The following is a 23,592-nucleotide window of genomic DNA, read 5'->3' as shown; positions in this document are numbered from 1 at the left end:
CGCGCCCGCGAATGTTTCCACCTTTTAAGATGGCGCAAATGCAACGATTTGTGTCAATCTTAACGGATCGTTTACGGTGAAGGTGGAAACATGGACGAGCTTTACATCCTTGGCTGTTTATTCCTGGTTTTTGCGCTGGGGGTTGCGCCCGTGCTGGCGGTTATCGGCTTTAACCGAAGCACGGCAGCGCGGCAGGAGATTGCCCGGCTGCGCCAGCGCATTGAGGCGCTTGAGCAGCGCGGCGTGGCTGATAATCCGCCGGAACCGGTGCAGACCGCCGCGCCGGATAGCGTGACCGCGCCGGTGGTCGAGGATGCGCCCGCGCCTGTCGACCCCTGGCGTCCCGATACTCCCGCTGCCGTGGCAGAACCGGCCCCGGCCCCGGTGCCTGCGGCAAAACAGCCTTCTGCCTTTGGCGGCATCCTGACGTCGCTGTCGCGCTGGTTCATGCAGGGTAACCCGCTGGCGAAGCTGGGGATCCTGCTGCTCTTCCTCGGCCTCTCTTTCCTGCTGCGCTATACCGTTGAACATTCCCTGTTCCCGCTTGAGCTGCGCCTCGTGGCAGCGGCGCTGTTTGCCATCGTTCTACTGGCTGTCGGGTGGCGGCTGCGGGACAGGCAGCGCGTCTATGCCCTGATCCTCCAGGGCGGGGCGACCGGCGTGCTCTACCTGACGGTGTTTGGCGCCTTCCGGCTCTGGCAGATGCTGCCGATGACGCTGGCCTTTGCGCTGCTGGTGGTCATTTGCGCGGCGAGCGTCGGGCTGGCGGTGCTGCAGAAGGCGCTAAGCCTTGCCATGCTGGCGAGCCTCGGCGGGTATCTTGCGCCGCTGCTCTTGTCTACCGGGAGCGGCAGCTTTGTGGCGCTGTTCTCTTTCTATCTCCTGCTGTCCATCGGCATTCTCGCTATTAGCATCTGGCAGCACTGGCGCGAGCTGAATCTCCTCGGGCTGCTGTTTACGTTCGGCGTGGGCGGCCTGTGGGGGCTGAATGACTACCAGCCGGAAGACTATTGGGTCTGCCAGCTGTTCCTGATTGCCAATACGCTGATATTCGGCGTCCTGAGCGTGGCGCTGTCGCTGCGGGCGCAGGAGAAAGGGAAGCAGATTATTGACGGCGTGCTGCTGTTTGCCCCGCCGCTGATCGGCTTCGGGATGCAGTACGGCATGACCCGGCACTGGGAATATGGCCCCGCGCTGAGCGCGCTGGGATATGGGGCATTTTATCTCACCCTCGCGTTCCTTGCGCTGCGGCGCTACCCCTCCATCGGGCGACCGCTGGTCCTGGCGGCGCTGGCCATCGGCGGCGGGTTCGCGACCCTCGCCATTCCGCTGGCGCTGTCGGCGCGCTGGACGGCGATGGCGTGGGCGCTGGAAGGGCTGGGTATCCTCTGGCTCAGCGTGCAGCAGCACCAGCGCCGCATGAGCTATAGCGGGACGGCGCTGCTGGTGCTGGCGCTCGGCAGCGCGCTGTGGGCGCAAACGAGCGGCGTGACGTCGCTGAGCCTGCTGCTGATCTTCGCCATCCTCAGCCTTTGCTGGCTGGCCGCGGCCTGGCTGTGGCGGGCTCTCTTCCTGCCGGTCAGCCGGGTGCTGCTGGCGGGCGGTCTGCTGTTCTGGCTCGTGGCACTGCTCGGCGCGTCGCAGCTGGCACTGACGAAACAATTACCGATTCTGGCGGGCGTGCTGGCGCTGACGGCGGCGTCGGTTTGGGGCTGGCGGCAGGTGGCCGCGCGTCTGGCGTGGCGAGAGCTGGATGCCAGCAAATGGCTGCTGTGGCCGGTTATGCTGCTGATGGTGGGGTATCAGATCTGGCATCAGCAGATCGTTGCCGCCGGCTGGTCAAACCTGGCCTGGTGCGTTGCGCTTCCCGCCGCGCTGATGCTGCTGCGGCGCGACGGTGAAAGACTCCTGCCGCGCATCGCGATGGGGCTGCATCTGTCGCTGTTCTGGATGATTTTACTGGCGCTGGCCGCCGAGCTTTACTGGTTTGCCCGGTCGCTGCCGTGGGGCATGGAGGCGTGGGGCAGCGGATTAGCAATGGCCGCAGGCGGCGGGATAATTACGGCGCTTTCTGCTGCGGTACGCCGTCGCGGATGGCCGTTCCGGGAGTGGCCTGCGCTCTACGCCTGCCTGGCACCGATTCCCGTGGTCGTGGCGCTGCTGGTATTGCTGGTGGTGACCAATTTCCAGGACGGCGTGATCTATCGCCAGACCTGGCTGCCGCTGGTGAACCCGCTGGAGGAAGGCGCCGCGTTCGCGCTGCTGGGGCTGGTGGTCTTTTATCGGGCGGTGGATCGCTACTACCCGACGTGGCTTGCGCAGGCGCGCCCGTGGCCAGCCGTCGCGCTTATGGCGTTTGGCTTCTGGTGGCTGAACGGTGCGCTGATGCGCGCCCTGGCCTGGTACGGCGACGTGGCCTGGAATATGGCATCGCTGTGGGATTCGCGTCTCGTGCAGACCAGCTTTGCCCTGTTCTGGATGCTGAGTGCGCTGGTGGTGATGATCCATGCCACCCGGCGGGCCTCCCGGCAGGAGTGGCTCTGCGGTGCCGCGCTGCTCGGCGTGGTGATGGTTAAACTGATGCTGGTGGACAGCGCGGGCGGAGGCGGTCTGGCGCGCGCGGTGGCGTTTATCGGTGTGGCGATACTGGTTCTGATCGTGGGCTATTTCTCACCGCTGCCGCCCAAAACAGGAGATGAAAAATGAAATGGATGAAAGCGGTAGCGTGTACCGCGCTGCTGGCGCTTTCCGGCCCGGCGCTCTGTGACGAGGCACCCGCGGATTCGCCCCGGGACTATGCCTTTGGGCGTTCACTGGATACGTCTGCTCCTTCCCAGTGGTATCGGGTGATGCTGCCGCTCGCCGTCTATGCGCAAAGCACGTCACCGGATCTGCATGACGTTCGCGTCTTTAACCAGTCGGGCGAGCCGGTCCCCTTTAGCCTGATCGCCGCGACGCGCCCGCAGGCGTCAGTGCAATCCACGGCGCTGCGCCTCTTTCCGCTGGACGCCTCGCCGCTTGCGCCTGACTCCGACGCCGGAGATAGCGATAAGATCCTGCTTCGTTCCCGAAACGGCGTGGAGATCGTGCTGGAGGGGCAAAAAGCCGCGGCAGCCGGGCAACATTATCTGCTGACCTTGCCGGAGCAGGCGTCGGGTGAGCTGACCATATCCCAGCTGCAGCTGCTCTGGAATACCCCTCAGTCGTCATGGCAGGGAACGGCGTCGGTCTATTACAGCGAAGATCTTAAGCGCTGGTATACCCTGGGCGAGGAGATGCCGCTCCTGGACGTCGCCAGCGGTCAGGATCGCCTTAAGCTCGATCGGATCGACACCGAGACGGTTTTATCTCCCGACGCGAATCGCTATCTCATGGTGGTGCTGAATGCGCAGAGCCAGGGGATAACCCTGACCGGCGTGAACGCCATCAGCGCAGCTGCGCAGGCGGACCCGGAAGAGATCAACCTCGAGGGGGAAGGGGAGCCGCTGTCGGCAAGCGAAGCGCAGTGGCGCTGGGCGCGTCCGCAGCCGCTGCATGCGGTCAGTATCTCGCTGAACGGCGAGGGCGTTCTTCCGGTTGAGATCGCGTGGCGGGCCTCGGAAAAGGACGCGTGGCACCCCCTGAAAAAAGAGGTTCTTTACCGTCTTGACGGAAAAACGTCGCCACCGGTTTCGCTGAGCGGGGGCCTGGTGCAGGCCGTGAAAATCACGACGCTGAACGCGCGGCTGCCAGAATACCTGCCGAGCGTTACGGGATATCGCGACCGCTACGACCTGGTGTTCAACGCGCAGGGGAAAGCGCCCTACGTGCTGGCGTGGGGAAACGGGGCGGCAAAACCTGCAAAGGTGGAGCCTGACATGCTGATCCCCGCCGACCTGCGCAAAACCTATGATATGGCGAATCTGCCGCAGGCCGACGTTGTGGATGATGTCGCGCTAGGCGGCGAGGCGCGTCTGACCGCCACCTCTGCGGCCGATCGGGCGAGCTGGATGAACGCCCTGCTGGTGTGGGGCGTGCTGATTGCGGGCGTAATTCTGCTGGCGGGCATGGCCTGGCGCATCTGGCGTGAGACGCAGCGTTAGGCATAAAAAAAGGCCCGCACGTGCGGGCCTTCTTCGTAAACCGTGCCGATTACAGGCTGGATACGTTCTCAGACAGGTATTTAGCCACGCCGTCTGGGGAAGCGGCCATACCTTCTTTACCTTTTTCCCACTGAGCCGGGCACACTTCGCCGTGCTCTTCGTGGAACTGCAGCGCGTCAACCATGCGCAGCATTTCGTCGATGTTACGACCCAGCGGCAGATCGTTCACAACCTGGTGACGAACGATGCCGTTTGCGTCGATCAGGAAGGAACCGCGCAGCGCAACGCCAGCGTCCGGATGTTCGATACCGTAAGCCTGCTGGATTTCGCGTTTGATGTCCGCAACCATTGCGTATTTCACCGCACCGATGCCGCCTTTGTCGACAGGGGTGTTACGCCATGCGTTGTGTACAAACTCAGAGTCGAAGGAGACGCCAACCACTTCCACGCCACGCTTCTGGAATTCTTCATAACGTTTGTCGAACGCGATCAGCTCAGACGGGCAAACGAAAGTGAAGTCCATTGGCCAGAAGAACAGAACGGTCGCTTTACCGTTGGTGTGCTGTTTGAAGTTGAAGTTTTCAACGATTTCACCGTTGCCCAGAACTGCTGCAGCCGTAAAATCCGGAGCCGGACGAGTTACCAGAACCATATGATTCTCCTGTAGATACTAAGGTTATTTGGAACGCAACGCCGCCCAGTATAGAGAGTGTTCGTTGAGAAGACAAAGAGGCGCTGACAATCGTTCAACAAGCTTTCGCCTATCAAGGTGCATTCAGTCAGAGCTGTTTGTTTTTCGCCTGCGCCATCATGCGGGGATAGAACTGCCAGAAGCGGGTTTCCAGCGCATCGTAATGTTCGTCCAGGTCATACCAGGAGTCGCGCAGCGCCTCAAGCCGTGGTCGACGGCTTGCCATCCCGTTCAGCACGTTCTGGATGAAGTCCATCTCGCGATAGCGCTCCAGCCAGCGTTCCGACCACAGATAGTTATTCAGATTCACAAAGCGCGGCGGCGAGTCGGGCAGAATGATCGACACCTGCTGGTGGGCATAGCGCACAAATTCGGGCAGGGATAGCTCCGGCGACAGCTGTTCCCAGTGGCGCGACAGAAAGTGATCCCACATTACGTCGAGCGTGATCGGCGCAACGCGGCGCGTTTCCGGGCGAAACCACGCTTTGGCTTCCGTCACTTCCGGCAGCTTATCCGTCAGCACGTCGATGCGGCGGTGCATAAAAATCCCGTCGACGACCTCAGGGGCGTACTCTTCAGCGGGATTGCCGCGAACGAAATCGGCCAGCAAATTGCCGGAGAGTGAGCTGTCCGCGAGGTGAGCGAGATGCAGGTGAGCGAGAAAATTCATGCGTTTTATTTGTCCGGGGGCGGCTAGTTGTTGCAGCAAAAGGGTGTGAGCACTAGACTATGCCGCCTGTTTTTAAGTCACGAGTATACGTCATGCGCGTCGCCGATTTCTCCTTTGAACTACCTGAATCCCTGATTGCTCACTATCCCATGCCTGAGCGCAGCAGCTGTCGCTTACTGTCACTGGATGGGCCGACGGGCGAGCTGACGCACGGTACTTTCACCGATTTGCTCGACAAGCTCAACCCCGGCGATCTGCTGGTCTTTAACAATACCCGCGTTATCCCGGCGCGCCTGTTTGGCCGCAAGGCCAGCGGCGGCAAGATTGAAGTGCTGGTCGAACGTATGCTCGATGATAAGCGTATTCTGGCACATATTCGCGCGTCTAAGGCACCGAAGCCGGGCGCTGAGCTGCTGCTGGGCGATGATGAGAGCATTAAGGCGACCATGACCGCGCGCCACGACGCGCTGTTCGAAGTGGAATTCAACGACGAACGCACGGTGCTCGATATCCTGAACGCCATCGGCCACATGCCGCTGCCGCCGTATATTGAGCGTCCGGACGAAGAGGCCGACCGCGAGCTGTACCAGACCGTCTACAGCCAGAAGCCTGGCGCGGTCGCGGCCCCAACGGCGGGCCTGCACTTTGATGAGCCGCTGCTGGAAAAACTGCGCGCGAAGGGCGTGGAGATGGCGTTCGTGACGCTGCACGTCGGTGCGGGCACCTTCCAGCCTGTGCGCGTCGACAGCATTGAAGATCACATCATGCACTCCGAGTATGCGGAAGTGCCTCAGGACGTCGTGGACGCGGTGCTGGCGGCGAAAGCGCGCGGAAGCCGCGTGGTGGCGGTCGGTACGACCTCGGTGCGTTCACTCGAGAGCGCCGCGCAGGCGGCGAAGAACGGGCTTATCGAGCCGTTCTTTGGCGATACGCAGATCTTTATCTACCCAGGCTATCAGTACAAAGTCATTGACGCGCTGGTGACCAACTTCCATCTGCCTGAATCGACGCTGATTATGCTGGTCTCGGCATTTGCCGGTTATCAGCACACCATGGCGGCCTACAAGTCTGCGGTAGAACAAAAATATCGCTTTTTTAGCTACGGGGACGCGATGTTTATCACGTACAATCCGCTGGCTTTGAATGAGCGTGTCGGGGAATAAGTCCGCGGCACCGTGTTACAACGTTGGACTGTTTTTCTGACGTCGGAGAAAAAATGAAATTTGAACTCGATACCACCGACGGTCGCGCGCGTCGCGGTCGCCTGGTGTTTGATCGCGGCGTGGTGGAAACCCCCGCGTTTATGCCTGTGGGCACCTACGGCACCGTAAAAGGGATGACGCCGGAAGAAGTGGAAGCCACGGGCGCACAGATTATCCTCGGCAACACCTTCCACCTGTGGCTGCGTCCGGGCCAGGAGATCATGAAGCTCCACGGCGACCTGCATGACTTCATGCAATGGAAAGGCCCGATCCTGACCGACTCCGGCGGCTTCCAGGTCTTCAGCCTGGGCGATATCCGTAAGATCACCGAGCAGGGCGTACACTTCCGTAACCCGATCAACGGCGATCCGATTTTCCTCGATCCTGAAAAATCGATGGAGATTCAGTACGATCTCGGCTCTGACATCGTGATGATCTTCGACGAATGTACGCCGTATCCGGCCGACTGGGATTACGCAAAACGCTCCATGGAGATGTCTCTGCGCTGGGCGAAGCGTAGCCGCGACCGTTTTGACTCCCTGCAGAACAAAAATGCGCTCTTCGGCATTATCCAGGGCAGCGTTTACGAAGATTTACGCGATATCTCCGTTAAAGGTCTGGTAGAGATAGGTTTTGATGGCTACGCTGTCGGCGGTTTGGCTGTGGGTGAGCCGAAGGAAGACATGCACCGCATTCTGGAGCACGTCTGCCCGCAAATCCCGGCGGATAAACCACGATACCTGATGGGCGTGGGTAAACCAGAAGATCTGGTTGAAGGCGTACGCCGCGGCATTGATATGTTCGACTGCGTCATGCCAACCCGCAACGCGCGTAACGGCCATTTGTTCGTTACCGATGGCGTGGTGAAAATCCGTAACGCGAAGCATAAGAGTGACACCAGCCCGCTCGATTCCGAGTGCGATTGCTATACCTGTCGCAATTATTCTCGCGCGTATCTGCATCATCTCGATCGTTGCAACGAGATTTTGGGCGCGCGTCTCAATACCATTCATAATCTTCGTTATTATCAGCGCTTAATGGCTGGTTTACGTAAGGCTATCGAAGAGGGTAAATTAGAGAGCTTCGTGACCGATTTCTACCAACGTCAGGGGCGGGAAGTCCCACCGTTGAACGTTGATTAATTTTAATAATGAGGGAATTTGAATGAGCTTTTTTATTTCTGATGCGGTAGCGGCAACAGGTGCTCCAGCGCAGGGCAGCCCGATGTCTCTGATTCTGATGCTGGTTGTGTTCGGTCTGATCTTCTACTTCATGATCCTGCGTCCACAGCAGAAGCGCACCAAAGAGCACAAAAACCTGATGAACTCCATTGCGAAAGGCGATGAAGTGCTGACTAACGGTGGTCTGGTGGGTCGCGTAACCAAAGTGGCTGAAAACGGCTACATTGCGATCGCCCTGAACGACACCACTGAAGTGGTTATCAAACGTGACTTCGTAGCTGCCGTTCTGCCGAAAGGCACCATGAAGGCGCTGTAATCCCAACTTTTCCCAAAGGGAACTGCCGTGTTAAACCGTTATCCTTTGTGGAAGTACATCATGCTGGTCGTCGTGATTCTCGTCGGCCTGCTGTACGCACTTCCCAACCTGTATGGTGAGGATCCGGCCGTTCAAATCACTGGCGCGCGCGGTGTCGCCGCCAGTGAGCAAACGCTGATCCAGGTCCAGAAAACGTTACAAGAAGAAAAAATTACCGCTAAGTCTGTGGCTCTGGAAGAGGGTGCAATTCTTGCTCGCTTCGACACCACCGACACGCAGCTTCGCGCACGTGAAGCGCTGATGGGCGTGCTGGGTGATAAATACGTCGTGGCGCTTAACCTTGCCCCTGCAACCCCGCGCTGGCTGGCTGCGATGAACGCAGAGCCAATGAAGCTCGGTCTTGACCTGCGTGGTGGCGTTCACTTCCTGATGGAAGTGGATATGGATACCGCGCTCGGCAAGCTGCAGGAACAGAATATCGACAGCCTGCGCAGCGATCTGCGTGAAAAAGGCATCGCTTACACCACCGTGCGTAAAGAAGATAACTACGGCATGAGCATCACGTTCCGCGACAGCGCGGCGCGCGATCAGGCTGTAGATTACCTGACCCAACGTCACCGTGACCTGGTGATCACTTCGCAGGGCAGCAACCAGCTGCGCGCGGTGATGACCGATGCGCGCCTGAAAGAAGCGCGTGAATATGCCGTTCAGCAGAACATCAACATTCTGCGTAACCGTGTAAACCAGCTGGGTGTGGCTGAGCCACTGGTACAGCGTCAGGGTGCTGACCGTATCGTGGTTGAACTGCCGGGTATCCAGGATACCGCGCGTGCGAAAGAGATTCTGGGTGCCACCGCCACGCTGGAATTCCGTCTGGTCAATTCCAACGTCGATCAGTCCGCTGCCGCAGCAGGTCGTATTCCGGGTGACTCCGAAGTGAAACAGACCCGCGAAGGTCAGCCAGTGGTGCTGTACAAACGCGTGATTCTGACCGGTGACCACATCACCGACTCCACGTCGAGCCAGGACGAATACAACCAGCCGCAGGTTAACATCTCGCTCGATAGCGCGGGTGGTAACATCATGTCTAACTTCACCAAGGACAACATCGGCAAGCCGATGGCGACCCTGTTCGTGGAGTACAAAGACAGCGGTAAGAAAGATGCAAACGGTCGTGCGGTGCTGGTGAAAGAGGAAGAGGTGATTAACATCGCCAACATCCAGTCTCGTCTGGGTAACAGCTTCCGTATTACCGGTATTAGCAACCCGAACGAAGCGCGCCAGCTCTCTCTGCTGCTGCGTGCCGGTGCGCTGATTGCGCCGATTCAGATTGTTGAAGAACGCACCATTGGTCCAACGCTGGGTATGCAGAACATCCAGCAGGGTCTGGAAGCGTGTCTGGCCGGTCTGGTGGTCTCTATCCTCTTCATGATCTTCTTCTATAAGAAGTTTGGTCTGATTGCGACCTCCGCGCTGATCGCCAACCTGGTGCTGATTATCGGCATCATGTCCCTGCTGCCGGGGGCGACGCTGACCATGCCGGGTATTGCGGGTATCGTTCTGACCCTTGCGGTGGCGGTCGACGCCAACGTACTGATTAACGAACGTATTAAAGAAGAGTTGAGCAACGGTCGCTCTGTTCAGCAGGCGATTGACGAAGGCTATAAAGGCGCGTTCAGCTCTATCTTCGATGCGAACGTAACAACACTGATTAAGGTTCTTATCCTGTATGCAGTGGGTACTGGCGCGATCAAAGGCTTTGCGATTACAACCGGTATCGGTGTCGCAACGTCAATGTTTACCGCTATTGTCGGCACCCGTGCCATCGTGAACCTGCTGTACGGCGGCAAGCGCGTCAAAAAGCTGTCTATCTGAGGAGTGCGTTGTGGCACAGGAATATACTGTTGAACAATTGAACCACGGCCGTAAAGTCTGGGACTTTATGCGCTGGGACTACTGGGCCTTCGGCATTTCAGGTTTTCTGCTGATTCTGTCCATCGTCATTATGGGCGTGAAGGGCTTTAACTGGGGTCTCGATTTCACCGGTGGTACGGTCATCGAGATCTCCCTGGAAAAACCGGTCGATATGGACCAGATGCGTCTGTCTCTGCAGAAAGCGGGCTTTGAAGAGCCGCTGCTGCAGAATTTCGGCAGCAGCCGCGACATCATGGTGCGTATGCCGCCGGTGCACGATGCCAACGGCAGCCAGGAGCTGGGCAGCAAGGTTGTGAGCGTGATTAACGAAACAACCAGCCAGAACGCGGCGGTTAAGCGTATCGAGTTCGTCGGCCCGAGCGTGGGTGCTGACCTGGCGCAGACCGGCGCGATGGCGCTGCTGGTGGCGCTGATTTCCATCCTGGTGTACGTCGGTTTCCGCTTTGAGTGGCGACTGGCGGCCGGTGTGGTTATCGCCCTGGCGCACGACGTGGTCATCACCATGGGCATACTGTCGCTGTTCCACATTGAGATTGACCTGACGATTGTGGCATCCCTGATGTCCGTTATCGGTTACTCACTGAACGACAGCATCGTGGTATCTGACCGTATTCGTGAAAACTTCCGTAAGATCCGTCGCGGTACGCCGTACGAAATCTTTAACGTGTCGTTGACCCAGACGCTGCACCGTACCTTGATCACATCCGGGACTACCCTGATGGTGATCCTGATGCTGTTCCTCTTCGGTGGTCCGGTACTGGAAGGCTTCTCGCTGACCATGTTGATTGGTGTCACCATCGGTACGGCGTCGTCTATCTACGTTGCGTCCGCGCTGGCGCTGAAACTCGGCATGAAGCGCGAGCACCTGCTCCAGCAGAAAGTCGAGAAAGAAGGGGCGGATCAGCCGTCCATTCTGCCGTAAGGCGATGTTTAGCGTTATCGAAATCCCGGTCGGTTGACCGGGATTTTTTTTATCTGCTCCTGACAAACACTCCTGACAGTATGCTGTCAGGAGCCCTGGCGTAGACTCCTTCTGAACCCAAACAACAGGCAGGAGGATGTATGAAAAGCGTCATTAACTGGTTTGAAATCCCGGTATCGGATATGGATCGCGCCGTTAAATTTTATGAACCGGTGATGCAGCTCGCGCTGCGTCGCGAGAAAATGGACTGCGCGGAGCTGGCGGTTTTCCCGCATGAGGATCCCGCCACCGGCGGCGCACTGGCAAAATTTGACGGCGTTACACCGTCTTTGCAGGGCGCTATTATTTACCTGCATACTGACAATCTGGCGGCCACGCTCGATCGCATTGCCTCTGCGGGCGGCGAGTGCGTGTTTGGCCCGCTGGAACTGCCGCATGGCATTGGCACTATCGCATTGTTTACCGACAGCGAGGGCAACCGCGTCGGCCTCCATCAACCTGCCTGAGAGCGGAATAAGAGATGACCCGACGCGCTGACCGTTTGTTTCAGATTGTGCAGATCCTGCGGGGCAGGCGTCTGACAACGGCAGCGCATCTGGCGGAGCGGCTTGGCGTGTCCGAGCGCACGGTCTACCGCGATATCCGCGACCTGTCGCTTTCCGGCGTGCCGGTGGAAGGTGAGGCGGGAAGCGGATACCGGCTGATGTCGGGCTTTGACCTGCCGCCGCTGATGCTGACAAATAAGGAGTCAGAGGCGCTGATCGTCGCGATCCGCCTGCTTAAAACCTGGGGTGGGGAATCGCTGTCGCGCGAGCTTGAATCGGCCCAGGAGAAGGTGCTGGCTATTCTTCCCGACGAGAGTCGTCGAAAGGCGGAGCAGACGCGGATCTACGCCCCGGATTTTGGCATGCAAAGCCACTCCCGCTGCGATTTTGACAGGATCCATCAGGCGATCTCTGCCCAGCGCGTGCTGGCGCTACATTACCGTGACGAAGCCGGACAGCTTTCTAAACGTGAGGTTCAGCCGCTGGGGCTGTTCTTCTGGGGAGAGCGCTGGCTGCTGGCGGCGTGGTGTGAGCGGCGCGATGACTATCGCTGTTTCCGGCTCGACCGGTGCCTCAATATTGTGCAGACGGAGAGAAGGTTCAGCGAGAGTGCGGACAGGTCACTGGCCGATTTTTTGCGTAAGGTGAGGCAGTAAAAAGCCGGGTGGCGGCTACGCCTTACCCGGCCTACATTCGGATCGTATTTTGTAGGCCGGGTAAGGCGTAGCCGCCACCCGGCACCAACCACAAGGTTAGAAGTTATAACCCACGACCAGGTAACCACCCCAGCCGGTAGAACGGACGCTGAAGTCGCCGTTGCCGAAGTTCAGGCTGGCGTCGTCGTTCCACTGGCCGCCGTTGTGCCAGTAACGCGCCACAACAGAGTAGTGCCAGTGATCGTAGTTCAGCGCCAGAATATGGCTGGAGGCGATGGAGTTGTTGGTACGCGCTTTTCTACCGTTCAGGTCACGGAAGTCGTTGTCGCCCAGGTCTGAACCCCAGTCAAAGTTGGTGAAGCCGATATAGCTTAGGTTACCACCCCACAGCTGGGTAATTGGCACAAAGTATTTCACCTTGAAACGGTAGCCATCCCACTCGTTTTCGTTCGCGGCACCGTAGTTCTGCCACTGATATTTCGCGTAGACGTTCATAGACAGGCTCATTGGCAGGCCAGTGTCGATGTCCGTACCCAGACCCATATACCAGGTGCTCTGACGACCGGACTTGTTGCGGCCCATGTCGTAGATGTAGTTGTTCGCGAAGTACCACTCTTTGAACGGACCAAACGCCAGGCTGGTACCGGTCAGTTTATCAATAGAGAAGCGCGGTTCAATTTCCATGAACAGCGGGGAACCGTGGTTCCAGATACCTTTCGCATCTGTGTTACCGCCGAAGAAGACCGGCGCATCCATATAGCCGTAGAAATCAAACCAGTCTTTCTTGGCGAACGCTTCGTATTCCAGGTAGGTATCGTTGCGGATCTGCGGTCCGAAGCGCGTGTGGTAGCTGCCGACCACGTTAACGCTCTGGTGCCACCAGTCGGAGAGGTATTGTGGTTTGTCGTTTTCCGCTGCGTTAACAGTGAATGAGGAAGACAGTGCCAGCACGGCGCCAGCTGCGAGTAATGTTTTTTTCATAATCATGCCACTGATTGAAATTCCCTTCCGGGAGTGAAAAATGCGCGAATTGCGTTTCTAAATATTTCGTGTTTCTGCGGTGCCTATTATAGGAATCCCTGCTCACAAAAATATGTGTTGTTTCACATATCTCTCATACGCGTAATCGATTGCGTTCACGTTTGCGTACTTTAAACGGCCGGGATTGTAGCGGCAATCATTTATGTTGCCAATCCATACGAAATGTAAATGTTAGCGGAGTGACATTTCACTCCGCTAAAAAGGAGGGGATTAGTGCGCGGCAGGTTGAATGTCGTGAATGCGGATAAAGCCTAACTGTTCCGGCGTAAGGCCGCTTAACTGAAGAGGAATATCCACATCGCTTGGTGCTAAAACACTGGCCGGGGCGGTGAAGAGTTGATTCTTCACGTTCACCTCCTGGTAATTCTCAGTGGTGCCCTGGATCTGGCCCCACTCGACGGTGCCGCTGAAGGCCGGGAGCGGATCGTTGGATTCACCCTGAATGCGTAATGTTGCGCGAGTACCATCTGCATTCGCCGCAACATTCACCAGAGACATTTTTAGCGTGCCAATCTGGCTGTTGAGGCGCGCAGGCGTATTCGCGCCCGGCAGCAGGTAAACCCCGCTGCTGGATTTGGCGTTTAGCGCGTTTTGCTGGGTGATCTTCACCGTTTCTTTGTTCAGCTTGTCCAGCGCCGTATTGAGCGTATTGACGCTCTGTTTCATCTGGCGGACTTCGGTTTGCTGTGCACAGGCGCTAAGGGTGAAGAGGCTCCCCACCAGCAAAATTTTAAGGTAACGTCTTGTCATTGCGTTTAATTCCTTGAAATAACGGATCGCATTTATGGTAGCCAGTATCAGCGCGTCAGACATAGATCCTTTGTCTCAAAAAGCTCTTCCTTTGTTGTCAGGCCAGATCAGGGTAAAATGAAAATCAGTTAACCGGATAACAGGGATACCGTATGCATTGCCCATTCTGCTCCGCTGTGGATACCAAAGTCATCGACTCTCGTCTCGTGGGCGAAGGGTCTTCCGTACGCCGTCGTCGACAGTGTCTGGTGTGCAACGAGCGTTTCACGACCTTTGAGGTTGCAGAGCTGGTAATGCCGCGCGTGGTAAAAAGTAACGATGTGCGCGAGCCGTTTAACGAAGAGAAACTGCGCAGCGGGATGCTGAAGGCTCTCGAAAAACGTCCCGTTAGCGCGGATGACGTTGAAATGGCGTTAAACCACATAAAATCTTACCTTCGTGGTTTGGGTGAACGTGAAGTGCCAAGCAAAATGATCGGCAACCTGGTGATGGAGCAGCTGAAAAAGCTCGATAAGGTTGCCTATATCCGCTTCGCCTCCGTCTACCGCAGCTTCGAAGACATCAAAGAGTTTGGCGAAGAGATCGCCCGCTTACAGGATTAAGCTCATGCAGGATGAGATTTACATGGCGCGAGCCATGAAGCTGGCGCAGCGCGGGCGTTTTACCACCCATCCCAACCCGAACGTGGGATGCGTTATCGTCAAAGATGGCGAAATCGTGGGGGAGGGTTTCCACTACCGTGCTGGCGAGCCGCATGCTGAGGTTCATGCCTTGCGCATGGCCGGTGAGAAGGCGCGCGGCGCTACCGCCTACGTCACGCTGGAGCCCTGCAGCCACCACGGGCGTACGCCGCCGTGCTGTGAGGCGCTGATCGCGGCAGGAGTTTCACGCGTGGTCGCATCCATGCAGGATCCAAATCCGCAGGTGGCCGGACGCGGCCTGTATCGCCTGCAGCAGGAAGGCATTGACGTCAGCCACGGGCTGATGATGCAGGATGCCGAAGCAATCAACAAAGGCTTCCTGAAGCGCATGCGCACGGGGTTCCCGTATATCCAGCTCAAGCTGGGCGCCTCGCTGGACGGCCGCACGGCGATGGCAAACGGCGAAAGCCAGTGGATCACGTCGCCGCAGGCAAGGCGCGATGTGCAACGTCTGCGCGCGCAAAGCCATGCTATTCTCACCAGCAGTGAAACTGTTTTGGCTGACGATCCGGCCATGACCGTGCGCTGGGACGAGCTGAATGCCGAGACCCAGGCGCTTTACCCGCAGGAGAACCTGCGTCAGCCGCTGCGTATTGTCATTGACAGCCAGAACCGCGTGACGCCAGCGCACCGCATCGTCCAGCAGCCGGGGGAAACCTGGATTGCCCGCACCGCAGAAGATACCCGCGAATGGCCGGAAGGCGTGCGGAGCATCATGGTGCCGGAGCATAACGGGCATCTGGATCTCGTGGTGCTGATGATGCTGCTCGGCAAGCAGCAGGTAAACAGTATCTGGGTGGAAGCGGGTCCAACGCTCGCCGGTGCGCTGTTGCAGGCCGGGCTGGTGGATGAACTGCTGGTATACGTTGCGCCTAAACTGTTAGGTCACGACGCGCGCGGGCTGTTTGTGCTGCCCGGACTTGAAAAGCTGGCCGACGCACCGCAACTCACATTCAGCGAGATTCGTCCGGTGGGTCCGGATGTCTGCCTCCACTTAACGACAGCGTAATTGCTCCCGAAATAGGGAAGCAGTACGCAAAGTATTATGATAAAATCCGCCCCCCTGCGGGGCCACATGAACCCGTAAAGGAAGAGTATGAACATTATTGAAGCTGCTGTAGCTACCCCGGACGCTCGCGTCGCCATCACCATTGCGCGTTTCAACAACTTCATCAACGACAGCCTGCTGGAAGGCGCGATTGACGCCCTGAAACGCATCGGCCAGGTTAAAGATGACAACATTACCGTTGTTTGGGTTCCAGGCGCTTACGAACTGCCACTGGCTGCGGGCGCGCTGGCGAAAACCGGTAAATACGACGCGGTGATTGCACTGGGTACCGTTATTCGTGGCGGCACTGCGCACTTCGAATACGTTGCGGGCGGTGCAAGCAACGGTCTGGCACACGTTGCGCAGGATGCTGAAATTCCTGTCGCGTTCGGCGTGCTGACTACCGAAAGTATTGAACAAGCCATCGAACGTGCTGGCACCAAAGCCGGTAACAAAGGTGCAGAAGCTGCACTGACCGCGCTTGAAATGATCAATGTATTGAAAGCCATCAAGGCCTGATTTTTTTGTAAGGGGAATTCCGTGAAACCTGCTGCTCGTCGCCGCGCCCGTGAATGTGCCGTCCAGGCACTTTACTCCTGGCAGTTGTCCCAGAACGACATCGCTGATGTTGAATACCAGTTCCTGTCAGAACAGGACGTGAAAGACGTTGACGTTCTGTACTTCCGTGAACTGCTGTCGGGAGTGGCGACTAATAGCGCGTATCTCGATGGTCTGATGAAACCTTACCTGTCCCGCCTGCTCGAAGAGCTGGGCCAGGTGGAAAAAGCAGTGTTGCGTATCGCGCTGTTTGAGCTGTCTAAACGTGATGATGTGCCGTACAAAGTGGCCATCAATGAAGCGATCGAGCTGGCAAAAACCTTCGGCGCTGAAGACAGCCACAAGTTCGTAAACGGCGTACTTGATAAAGCAGCACCTGCGATCCGTCCCCACAAAAAGTGATCCGCAAACCGGAGTCCTGCATTGCCCGACGGGCAGTGCGGCTCCGGTTTTTTCTTTTATTTGCTGAGGCATAACGTATGGCATGCGGCGAATTCTCCCTGATTGCCCGTTATTTCGACCGTGTCAGAACCTCTCGTCTTGATGTTGAAACCGGCATTGGCGATGACTGTGCACTTCTCAATATTCCCGAAAAACAGACGCTGGCAATCAGCACCGACACCTTAGTGTGCGGGCGTCATTTCTTACCGGATATCGATCCTGCCGATCTGGCGTATAAAGCTCTCGCGGTTAACGTCAGCGATCTGGCCGCAATGGGCGCCGATCCCGCCTGGCTGACGCTGGCCCTGACGCTGCCAGAGGTGGATGAAGCCTGGCTGGAAGCCTTTAGCGACGCGCTGTTTGAACAGCTGAATTATTACGATATGCAGCTGATTGGCGGTGATACCACTGCCGGGCCGCTGTCGATGACGCTGGCGATCCACGGCTACGTGCCGCTTGGCCGCGCGCTGAAGCGATCGGGCGCAAAACCGGGCGACTGGATATACGTCACCGGTACGCCGGGCGACAGCGCGGCAGGGCTGGCTATCCTTCAGCACCGTTTAGCGGTTGAAAACGCTGACGATGCGGCGTATCTGGTGAAACGCCATCTGCGCCCGACGCCGCGCATTCTGCACGGTCAGGCGCTGCGCGAACGGGCAAGCTCGGCTATCGATCTCTCTGACGGGCTGATCTCGGATCTCGGGCATATCCTGAAGGCCAGCGGCGTGGGCGCGCGCGTTGACCTGGATCTGTTCCCGCTGTCAGAACAGCTGCTTCGCCATGTGGAACCTGACCAGGCGCTGCGCTGGGCGCTTTCCGGTGGTGAAGACTACGAACTGTGCTTCACGGTGCCTGAACTCAACCGTGGAACGCTGGACGTGGCATTAGCGCATCTTGGCGCGAAGTTTACCTGCATCGGTCAGATCATGCCGGAGAGCGAAGGGCTGAAGTTTGTGAAGGACGGTGCGCCGGTGACGCTCGACTGGAAAGGGTACGATCACTTCGCGTGAGTTTGTGCGCACTGTACTGCCGGGTGGCGGCTTCGCCTTACCCGGCCTACAAAAGATGGGCTTATTTAAACCCTACCACCGGATGCGGCTGATATGGTGTTTCCAGCTCGGCAACCTGCTCCGGCGTCAGCGTGATATCCACCGCATTCAGCAGTTCGTCAAGCTGCTCCGCCCGGGATGTGCCGATAATCGGTGCCGCGACGCCGCGCTTGCCCAGCAGCCACGCTAGCGCCACCTGGGCGCGGGTTGCGCCGGTATCGTCGGCGATCCCGGCTAAGCGTTCGGCAATCAGTGCATCGCTGCCTTCGGTTCCTTCGTAGAGATTTTTCCCCACTTCATCCGATACCAGGCGAGCCGTGGTTTCTCCCCACGGACGGGTCAGGCGACCGCGCGCCAGCGGGCTCCACGGGATGACCGCGATGCCTTCCTGATGGCACAGGGGCAACATCTCACGTTCTTCTTCACGGTAGATCAAGTTGTAGTGATCCTGCATGGTGACAAAGCGCGCCCAGCCGTGTTGCGCCTGGAGATCAAGCGCCTGGGCAAACTGCGACGCGTGCATAGACGACGCGCCGATGTAGCGTGCTTTCCCGGCTTTGACCACGTCGTTCAGCGCTTCGAGCGTCTCCTCGATCGGGGTGTTGTAATCCCAGCGGTGAATTTGCAGCAGATCGACGTAATCCATGTTCAGGCGTCTGAGGCTGTCATCAATGGATCGCAGGATCTGCGCGCGAGAAAGCCCCTGATCCAGGTCGCCTGACGGGTAGTACACCTTGGTGGCGACGACGATGTCATCGCGACGGGCAAAATCGCGCAGGGCGCGGCCGACAATCTCCTCGCTGCTGCCGTCGGAGTAGCTGTTGGCGGTGTCAAAGAAGTTAATGCCGCCCTCGATGGCGCGTTTGATAATCGGACGGCTGCTCTCTTCCGGCAGCGTCCAGGCGTGATTTCCGCGATCGGGTTCGCCAAAGGTCATGCATCCCAGACAAAGTCGGGAAACCTTAAGGTCCGTTTTTCCTAATGTTGTGTATTGCACGGTTCCGCTCCTGCAGTTTAAACAATACGTTTAAGCATAGCAGGAGCAGAACAGGGGGAGGGGGTCAGTCCAGCCAGCTGCGGATTTTGGCTTCGATCCCGGCGGCGTCCAGGCCAATCGCCGCGCGGGCTTCGTCCTGAGTACCTTGCGGAATGAAATGGTCCGGCAGGCCGAGGTTTAGCACCGGCACGGCTTTACGATTTGCCATCAGCACTTCGTTCACGCCGCTGCCCGCGCCGCCCATAATGGCGTTTTCTTCCAGCGTGACCAGCACGTCATGCGTCTCAGCCATGCTCAGGATCAGAGCATCGTCGAGCGGCTTCACAAAGCGCATATCCACCAGGGTGGCGTTCAGCGTTTCAGCCACTTTGGCCGCCTCTGGCATCAGGGTGCCGAAGTTCAGAATCGCCACTTTTTCGCCGCGACGCTTCACCAGACCTTTACCGATCGCCAGCTTTTCCAGCGGCTTCAGCTCAACGCCAACCGCATTGCCGCGCGGGTAGCGAACCGCGCTTGGGCCGTTCTGATAGTGGTAGCCGGTAAACAGCATCTGACGACATTCGTTCTCGTCGCTTGGCGTCATGACAACCATATCCGGAATGCAGCGCAGGAACGACAGGTCAAATGCGCCCTGGTGCGTCTGGCCGTCGGCACCGACGATGCCCGCACGATCGATAGCAAACAGTACCGGCAGCTTCTGGATCGCCACGTCGTGGATCACCTGATCGTAGGCGCGCTGCAGGAAGGTGGAATAGATCGCGACAACCGGCTTGTAGCCGCCAATGGCCAGGCCCGCTGCAAACGTTACCGCGTGCTGCTCGGCAATGGCCACGTCGAAATACTGGTCAGGGTATTTTCTGGAGAACTCCACCATGCCGGAGCCTTCACGCATGGCCGGGGTGATCGCCATCAGCTTGTTGTCTTTGGCGGCGGTTTCGCACAGCCAGTCGCCGAAGATTTTAGAATAGCTCGGCATGCCGCCGCTGCTTTTTGGCAGACAGCCGCTGGACGGGTCAAATTTCGGCACCGCGTGGAAGGTGATCGGATCTTTTTCCGCCGGTTCGTAGCCACGTCCTTTTTTGGTCATGATGTGCAGGAACTGCGGGCCCTTCAGGTCGCGCATGTTCTTGAGCGTGGTCACCAGGCCCAGCACGTCATGGCCGTCAACCGGGCCAATATAGTTAAAGCCCAGCTCTTCGAACAGGGTACCCGGCACGACCATGCCTTTGATGTGTTCTTCGGTACGCTTGAGCAGCTCTTTAATCGGCGGGACGCCGGAGAAGACTTTCTTGCCGCCTTCACGCAGCGAGGAGTAAAGCTTGCCGGAGAGCAGCTGCGCCAGATGGTTGTTCAGCGCGCCGACGTTCTCGGAGATGGACATTTCGTTATCGTTAAGGATAACCAGCATGTCCGGCTTGATGTCGCCCGCATGGTTCATGGCTTCGAAGGCCATGCCGGCAGTAATGGCACCGTCGCCAATCACGCAGACGGTGCGGCGCTGCTTGTTCTCTTTTTCGGCGGCAACGGCGATACCGATGCCCGCAGAAATGGAGGTAGAGGAGTGGCCGACGCTCAGCACGTCGTACTCGCTCTCCCCGCGCCACGGGAACGGGTGTAGGCCGCCTTTCTGACGAATGGTGCCAATTTTATCGCGACGTCCGGTCAGAATTTTGTGCGGATAGGCCTGGTGGCCCACGTCCCAGATGAGCTGATCGAACGGCGTGTTATAGACGTAGTGCAGCGCCACGGTCAGCTCTACCGTGCCAAGCCCGGAGGCGAAATGGCCGCTGGAGCGGCTTACGCTGTCGAGCAGGTAGCGACGCAGCTCGTCGCACAGCTTCGGCAGGCTCTCTTTCGGCAACAGACGTAACTCCTGGGTGGAGTCAACTAACGCCAGTGTCGGGTATTTGGCAATATCAAAACTCATCAAAGGCTCATCGAGATATATAGTTTATTTATTACGCTGGATGATATAGTCCGCTAGCGCTTCCAGTGCCGAGGTATCCAGCGATTGCGCGGCCAGCTGATTCAGCGACTGGCGGGCATCGTCAATCAGATCCCGGGCTTTACGTTGGGCTTGCTCAAGACCCAGCAGGGCGGGGTAGGTACTTTTGCCAAGCTGCTGGTCCGCACCCTGACGTTTACCCAATGTTGCAGTATCGCCCACCACATCCAGAATGTCATCCTGAACCTGAAATGCCAGACCGATACTTTCTGCGTATCTGTCCAGAATCGGCAGGGCTTTGCGCCCTCGTTCGCCCGCGCTCAGCGCGCCCAGGCGAACGGCGGAACGAATCAATGCCCCTGTTTTATGGCGATGAATACGCTCCAGCTGTTCCAGATTAACCTGACGTCCTTCCGCTTCAAGATCCAATGCCTGGCCGCCGCACATGCCCGCCACGCCGCTGGCCATGGCCAGTTCGGAGATCATCGCCAGGCGGTCGCGATCGGCCACTTCCGCCATCGGCGCATCGCTCAGAATCGAGAAGGCCAGCGTTTGCAGGGCATCACCCGCCAGAATGGCATTCGCTTCGCCAAACTTGATATGGCAGGTGGGCTGACCCCGACGCAAATCGTCGTCGTCCATCGACGGGAGATCGTCGTGGATCAGCGAGTAGGCGTGAATGCACTCAACGGCGGCTGCCGGGGCATCCAGCGTGTTATCGCTGATACCAAACATATTGCCTGTGGCGTACACCAGGAACGGACGCAGGCGTTTTCCACCCAAGAGTGCGCCATAGTGCATGGCCTCAACCAGTGGAGTGTTCTGAAAAGGCTGTGGGGCAATAAAACGGCGCAGGGCGTCGTTGGCGCGTACGACGCGCGCCTCAAGCTCGTTGGCAAAATCCATTTACTCAGCGTCCGGTGTGAAAGGCGTGGTTTTCGCGTCTTCGCTGTCGGAAAGCAGGATCTGCACGCGCTGTTCGGCCTGCTGCAGCTTGACCTGCCCCTGGCGCGCCAGCTGCACGCCACGCTCGAATTCGTTGAGCGCCTCTTCCAGCGGGAGATCGCCGCTCTCAAGACGGGTAACGATTTGCTCCAGTTCATTCAGCGCAGTTTCGAAACTGGCCGGTGCGTCGTTCTTCTTCGGCATAGTGAATTGACTCTTATATTCTCAGCCCCGACATGGTAACGGACTCAGGGCAATTATCAAATAACGCGCAATGTGCACAGGAGCGGCGCGATGGTGGTATACTTGCGCGCCTGGATGCAGCCACGGGTGTGGGCTGCTGTACTCTTTTCCATTACAAGCCTTAATAAGCTTGCCTAAGAAACATTGCCGCCATGAAGTTTATCATTAAATTGTTCCCTGAAATCACCATCAAAAGCCAATCTGTGCGTTTGCGCTTTATTAAAATTCTCACCGGGAACATTCGTAACGTATTAAAGCACTACGACGAAACCCTCGCCGTGGTGCGCCACTGGGACCACGTTGAGGTCCGTGCGAAAGACGAAAACAAGCGTCAGGATATTCGCGATGCGCTGACCCGCATTCCGGGGATCCACCATATTCTGGAAGTGGAAGACGTTCCGTTCAGCGATATGCACGACATCTTCGAAAAAGCGCTGGTTCAGTACCGCGACCAGATTGAAGGTAAAACCTTCTGCGTGCGCGTGAAGCGTCGCGGCAAGCACGAATTCAGCTCCATCGAAGTGGAACGTTACGTCGGCGGCGGTTTGAACCAGCACGTTGAGTCTGCGCGCGTGCGCCTGACGAACCCTGAAGTGACGGTTAACCTGGAGATCGAAAACGATCGCCTGCTGCTGGTGAAAGGGCGCTATGAAGGTATCGGCGGCTTCCCGATTGGCACCCAGGAAGACGTATTGTCCCTGATCTCCGGCGGCTTCGACTCCGGCGTCTCCAGCTATATGCTGATGCGTCGCGGCTGCCGCGTGCATTACTGCTTCTTCAACCTGGGCGGCGCGGCGCACGAAATCGGCGTGCGTCAGGTGGCGCACTACCTGTGGAACCGCTTCGGTAGCTCCCACCGCGTGCGTTTCGTGGCGATCAACTTCGAACCTGTGGTCGGCGAAATCCTTGAAAAAGTGGACGACGGCCAGATGGGCGTCATCCTGAAGCGAATGATGGTGCGCGCGGCGTCCAAAGTGGCCGAACGCTACGGCGTGCAGGCGCTGGTCACCGGTGAAGCGCTGGGGCAGGTCTCCAGCCAGACGCTGACCAACCTGCGTCTGATCGACAACGTGTCTGATACGCTGATCCTGCGTCCGCTCATCTCCCACGATAAAGAGCACATCATCGATCTGGCGCGTGAAATCGGTACCGAAGATTTTGCCCGCACCATGCCGGAATACTGCGGCGTGATCTCAAAAAGCCCAACGGTGAAGGCGGTGAAGGCGAAGATCGAAGCCGAAGAAGAGAACTTCGATTTCAGCATCCTGGAAAAAGTGGTGGCGGAAGCGTCCAACATTGATATCCGCGAGATTGCTCAGCAGACCGAGCAGGACGTGGTTGAAGTGGAAACCGTGAGCGGTTTCGGCCCTAACGATGCGATTCTGGATATCCGCTCGATTGACGAGCAGGACGACAAGCCGCTGCAGGTTGAAGGCGTCGAGGTGGTTTCTCTGCCGTTCTACAAGCTGAGCACGAAGTTTGGCGATCTCGACCAGAGCAAAACGTATCTGCTGTGGTGCGAGCGCGGGGTGATGAGTCGACTGCAGGCGCTGTATCTGCGCGAGCAGGGTTTTGCCAATGTGAAGGTGTATCGCCCGTAGTTTCTCGCCCGGTGGCGCTTCGCTTACCGGGCCTACGGTACCGTGCATTTGTAGGCCGGGTAAGGCGTAGCCG

At 58.0% G+C, this 23,592-nt stretch carries 23 protein-coding genes; 15 read left to right on the top strand and 8 right to left on the bottom strand.

Going from position 1 to position 23,592, the window contains the following annotated elements; translation table 11 throughout:
* The first annotated feature begins 90 nt into the window (after nt 1-90).
* Together ACJBF3_RS09110 and ACJBF3_RS09105 are read left to right on the top strand one after the other, a co-directional pair.
* Nucleotides 91-2,706, top strand: a complete 2,616-nt coding sequence (locus ACJBF3_RS09110) for a DUF2339 domain-containing protein (protein WP_045328317.1) — start codon at nt 91-93, stop codon at nt 2,704-2,706.
* Complete coding sequence (locus ACJBF3_RS09105; protein WP_045328319.1) at nt 2,703-4,082, top strand: DUF3999 domain-containing protein; 1,380 nt, start codon at nt 2,703-2,705, stop codon at nt 4,080-4,082. Before ACJBF3_RS09110 ends, ACJBF3_RS09105 begins: the two co-directional genes overlap by 4 nt.
* Nucleotides 4,083-4,131: 49 nt before the next feature.
* Here ACJBF3_RS09105 and ACJBF3_RS09100 read toward each other — a convergent pair whose 3' ends face one another.
* Both ACJBF3_RS09100 and acpH read right to left on the bottom strand, forming a co-directional pair.
* Nucleotides 4,132-4,734, bottom strand: a complete 603-nt coding sequence (locus tag ACJBF3_RS09100; RefSeq protein WP_008503347.1) for a peroxiredoxin — start codon at nt 4,732-4,734, stop codon at nt 4,132-4,134.
* A gap of 127 nt (nt 4,735-4,861) precedes the next feature.
* Nucleotides 4,862-5,443: an ACP phosphodiesterase gene (acpH, locus tag ACJBF3_RS09095; RefSeq protein WP_045328320.1), complete on the bottom strand. Its 582-nt coding sequence runs from the start codon at nt 5,441-5,443 to the stop codon at nt 4,862-4,864.
* 92 nt (nt 5,444-5,535) lie between these two features.
* Between acpH and queA the strand changes: the two genes are divergently transcribed.
* The 7 genes from queA to ACJBF3_RS09060 all read left to right on the top strand — a co-directional run bounded on the left by queA (nt 5,536) and on the right by ACJBF3_RS09060 (nt 12,200).
* The gene (queA, locus tag ACJBF3_RS09090; protein ID WP_045328322.1) at nt 5,536-6,606 is read left to right on the top strand and encodes a tRNA preQ1(34) S-adenosylmethionine ribosyltransferase-isomerase QueA; all 1,071 of its coding nucleotides are present in this window, start codon (nt 5,536-5,538) and stop codon (nt 6,604-6,606) included.
* Between the two features lie 53 nt (nt 6,607-6,659).
* Nucleotides 6,660-7,787, top strand: a complete 1,128-nt coding sequence (gene tgt / locus ACJBF3_RS09085; protein WP_045328323.1) for a tRNA guanosine(34) transglycosylase Tgt — start codon at nt 6,660-6,662, stop codon at nt 7,785-7,787.
* Between the two features lie 22 nt (nt 7,788-7,809).
* The gene (yajC, locus tag ACJBF3_RS09080) at nt 7,810-8,142 is read left to right on the top strand and encodes a preprotein translocase subunit YajC (RefSeq protein ID WP_003859109.1); all 333 of its coding nucleotides are present in this window, start codon (nt 7,810-7,812) and stop codon (nt 8,140-8,142) included.
* Between the two features lie 27 nt (nt 8,143-8,169).
* Nucleotides 8,170-10,017: a protein translocase subunit SecD gene (gene secD / locus ACJBF3_RS09075; RefSeq protein ID WP_072001190.1), complete on the top strand. Its 1,848-nt coding sequence runs from the start codon at nt 8,170-8,172 to the stop codon at nt 10,015-10,017.
* A 10-nt stretch (nt 10,018-10,027) separates the two neighbouring features.
* On the top strand, nt 10,028-10,999 hold the full coding sequence (gene secF / locus ACJBF3_RS09070) for a protein translocase subunit SecF (protein ID WP_024906803.1): 972 nt from the start codon (nt 10,028-10,030) through the stop codon (nt 10,997-10,999).
* Between the two features lie 140 nt (nt 11,000-11,139).
* Complete coding sequence (locus ACJBF3_RS09065; protein WP_045328325.1) at nt 11,140-11,505, top strand: VOC family protein; 366 nt, start codon at nt 11,140-11,142, stop codon at nt 11,503-11,505.
* A gap of 14 nt (nt 11,506-11,519) precedes the next feature.
* Nucleotides 11,520-12,200, top strand: coding sequence for a YafY family protein (locus ACJBF3_RS09060; protein WP_045328327.1), 681 nt, complete (start codon nt 11,520-11,522; stop codon nt 12,198-12,200).
* Between the two features lie 96 nt (nt 12,201-12,296).
* Here ACJBF3_RS09060 and ACJBF3_RS09055 read toward each other — a convergent pair whose 3' ends face one another.
* The gene (locus ACJBF3_RS09055) at nt 12,297-13,181 is read right to left on the bottom strand and encodes a nucleoside-specific channel-forming protein Tsx (RefSeq protein ID WP_045328464.1); all 885 of its coding nucleotides are present in this window, start codon (nt 13,179-13,181) and stop codon (nt 12,297-12,299) included.
* A gap of 270 nt (nt 13,182-13,451) precedes the next feature.
* Entirely contained in the window at nt 13,452-13,991 is a 540-nt protein-coding gene (locus ACJBF3_RS09050) for a DUF3251 domain-containing protein (protein WP_045328466.1), read from the bottom strand.
* A 152-nt stretch (nt 13,992-14,143) separates the two neighbouring features.
* Between ACJBF3_RS09050 and nrdR the strand changes: the two genes are divergently transcribed.
* From nrdR to thiL, 5 genes are all read left to right on the top strand, one after another.
* Nucleotides 14,144-14,593, top strand: coding sequence for a transcriptional regulator NrdR (gene nrdR / locus ACJBF3_RS09045; RefSeq protein ID WP_008503337.1), 450 nt, complete (start codon nt 14,144-14,146; stop codon nt 14,591-14,593).
* 4 nt (nt 14,594-14,597) lie between these two features.
* The gene (ribD, locus tag ACJBF3_RS09040; protein ID WP_045328328.1) at nt 14,598-15,701 is read left to right on the top strand and encodes a bifunctional diaminohydroxyphosphoribosylaminopyrimidine deaminase/5-amino-6-(5-phosphoribosylamino)uracil reductase RibD; all 1,104 of its coding nucleotides are present in this window, start codon (nt 14,598-14,600) and stop codon (nt 15,699-15,701) included.
* Nucleotides 15,702-15,788: 87 nt separating this feature from the next.
* A complete protein-coding gene (ribE, locus tag ACJBF3_RS09035; protein WP_006176874.1) occupies nt 15,789-16,259 on the top strand; it encodes a 6,7-dimethyl-8-ribityllumazine synthase in 471 nt (156 codons plus the stop codon).
* A gap of 21 nt (nt 16,260-16,280) precedes the next feature.
* A complete protein-coding gene (gene nusB / locus ACJBF3_RS09030; RefSeq protein WP_006809908.1) occupies nt 16,281-16,700 on the top strand; it encodes a transcription antitermination factor NusB in 420 nt (139 codons plus the stop codon).
* 77 nt (nt 16,701-16,777) lie between these two features.
* A complete protein-coding gene (gene thiL, locus ACJBF3_RS09025; protein WP_045328330.1) occupies nt 16,778-17,749 on the top strand; it encodes a thiamine-phosphate kinase in 972 nt (323 codons plus the stop codon).
* A gap of 61 nt (nt 17,750-17,810) precedes the next feature.
* Here the strand turns inward: thiL and ACJBF3_RS09020 are convergent, their stop codons facing one another.
* The 4 genes from ACJBF3_RS09020 to xseB form a co-directional block, all read right to left on the bottom strand.
* Complete coding sequence (locus tag ACJBF3_RS09020; protein WP_045328331.1) at nt 17,811-18,785, bottom strand: aldo/keto reductase; 975 nt, start codon at nt 18,783-18,785, stop codon at nt 17,811-17,813.
* A gap of 64 nt (nt 18,786-18,849) precedes the next feature.
* Nucleotides 18,850-20,712 carry a 1-deoxy-D-xylulose-5-phosphate synthase gene (gene dxs / locus ACJBF3_RS09015; protein ID WP_045328333.1) on the bottom strand — a complete coding sequence of 621 codons (1,863 nt, stop codon included), beginning with the start codon at nt 20,710-20,712 and terminating at the stop codon, nt 18,850-18,852.
* Nucleotides 20,713-20,736: 24 nt separating this feature from the next.
* Entirely contained in the window at nt 20,737-21,636 is a 900-nt protein-coding gene (ispA, locus tag ACJBF3_RS09010; RefSeq protein WP_045328335.1) for a (2E,6E)-farnesyl diphosphate synthase, read from the bottom strand.
* Complete coding sequence (gene xseB, locus ACJBF3_RS09005; RefSeq protein ID WP_045328337.1) at nt 21,637-21,879, bottom strand: exodeoxyribonuclease VII small subunit; 243 nt, start codon at nt 21,877-21,879, stop codon at nt 21,637-21,639.
* A gap of 191 nt (nt 21,880-22,070) precedes the next feature.
* Between xseB and thiI the strand changes: the two genes are divergently transcribed.
* Nucleotides 22,071-23,519, top strand: coding sequence for a tRNA uracil 4-sulfurtransferase ThiI (gene thiI / locus ACJBF3_RS09000; RefSeq protein WP_045328339.1), 1,449 nt, complete (start codon nt 22,071-22,073; stop codon nt 23,517-23,519).
* Nucleotides 23,520-23,592 lie beyond the last annotated feature (73 nt).

The organism is Enterobacter sp. PP-008-ECC_S150, from assembly GCF_045257065.1.
Classification (GTDB): Bacteria; Pseudomonadota; Gammaproteobacteria; order Enterobacterales; family Enterobacteriaceae; genus Enterobacter; species Enterobacter chengduensis.
Note: the sequence above shows the minus strand (reverse complement) of the source record. Positions and strands in the feature narration are given on the sequence as shown.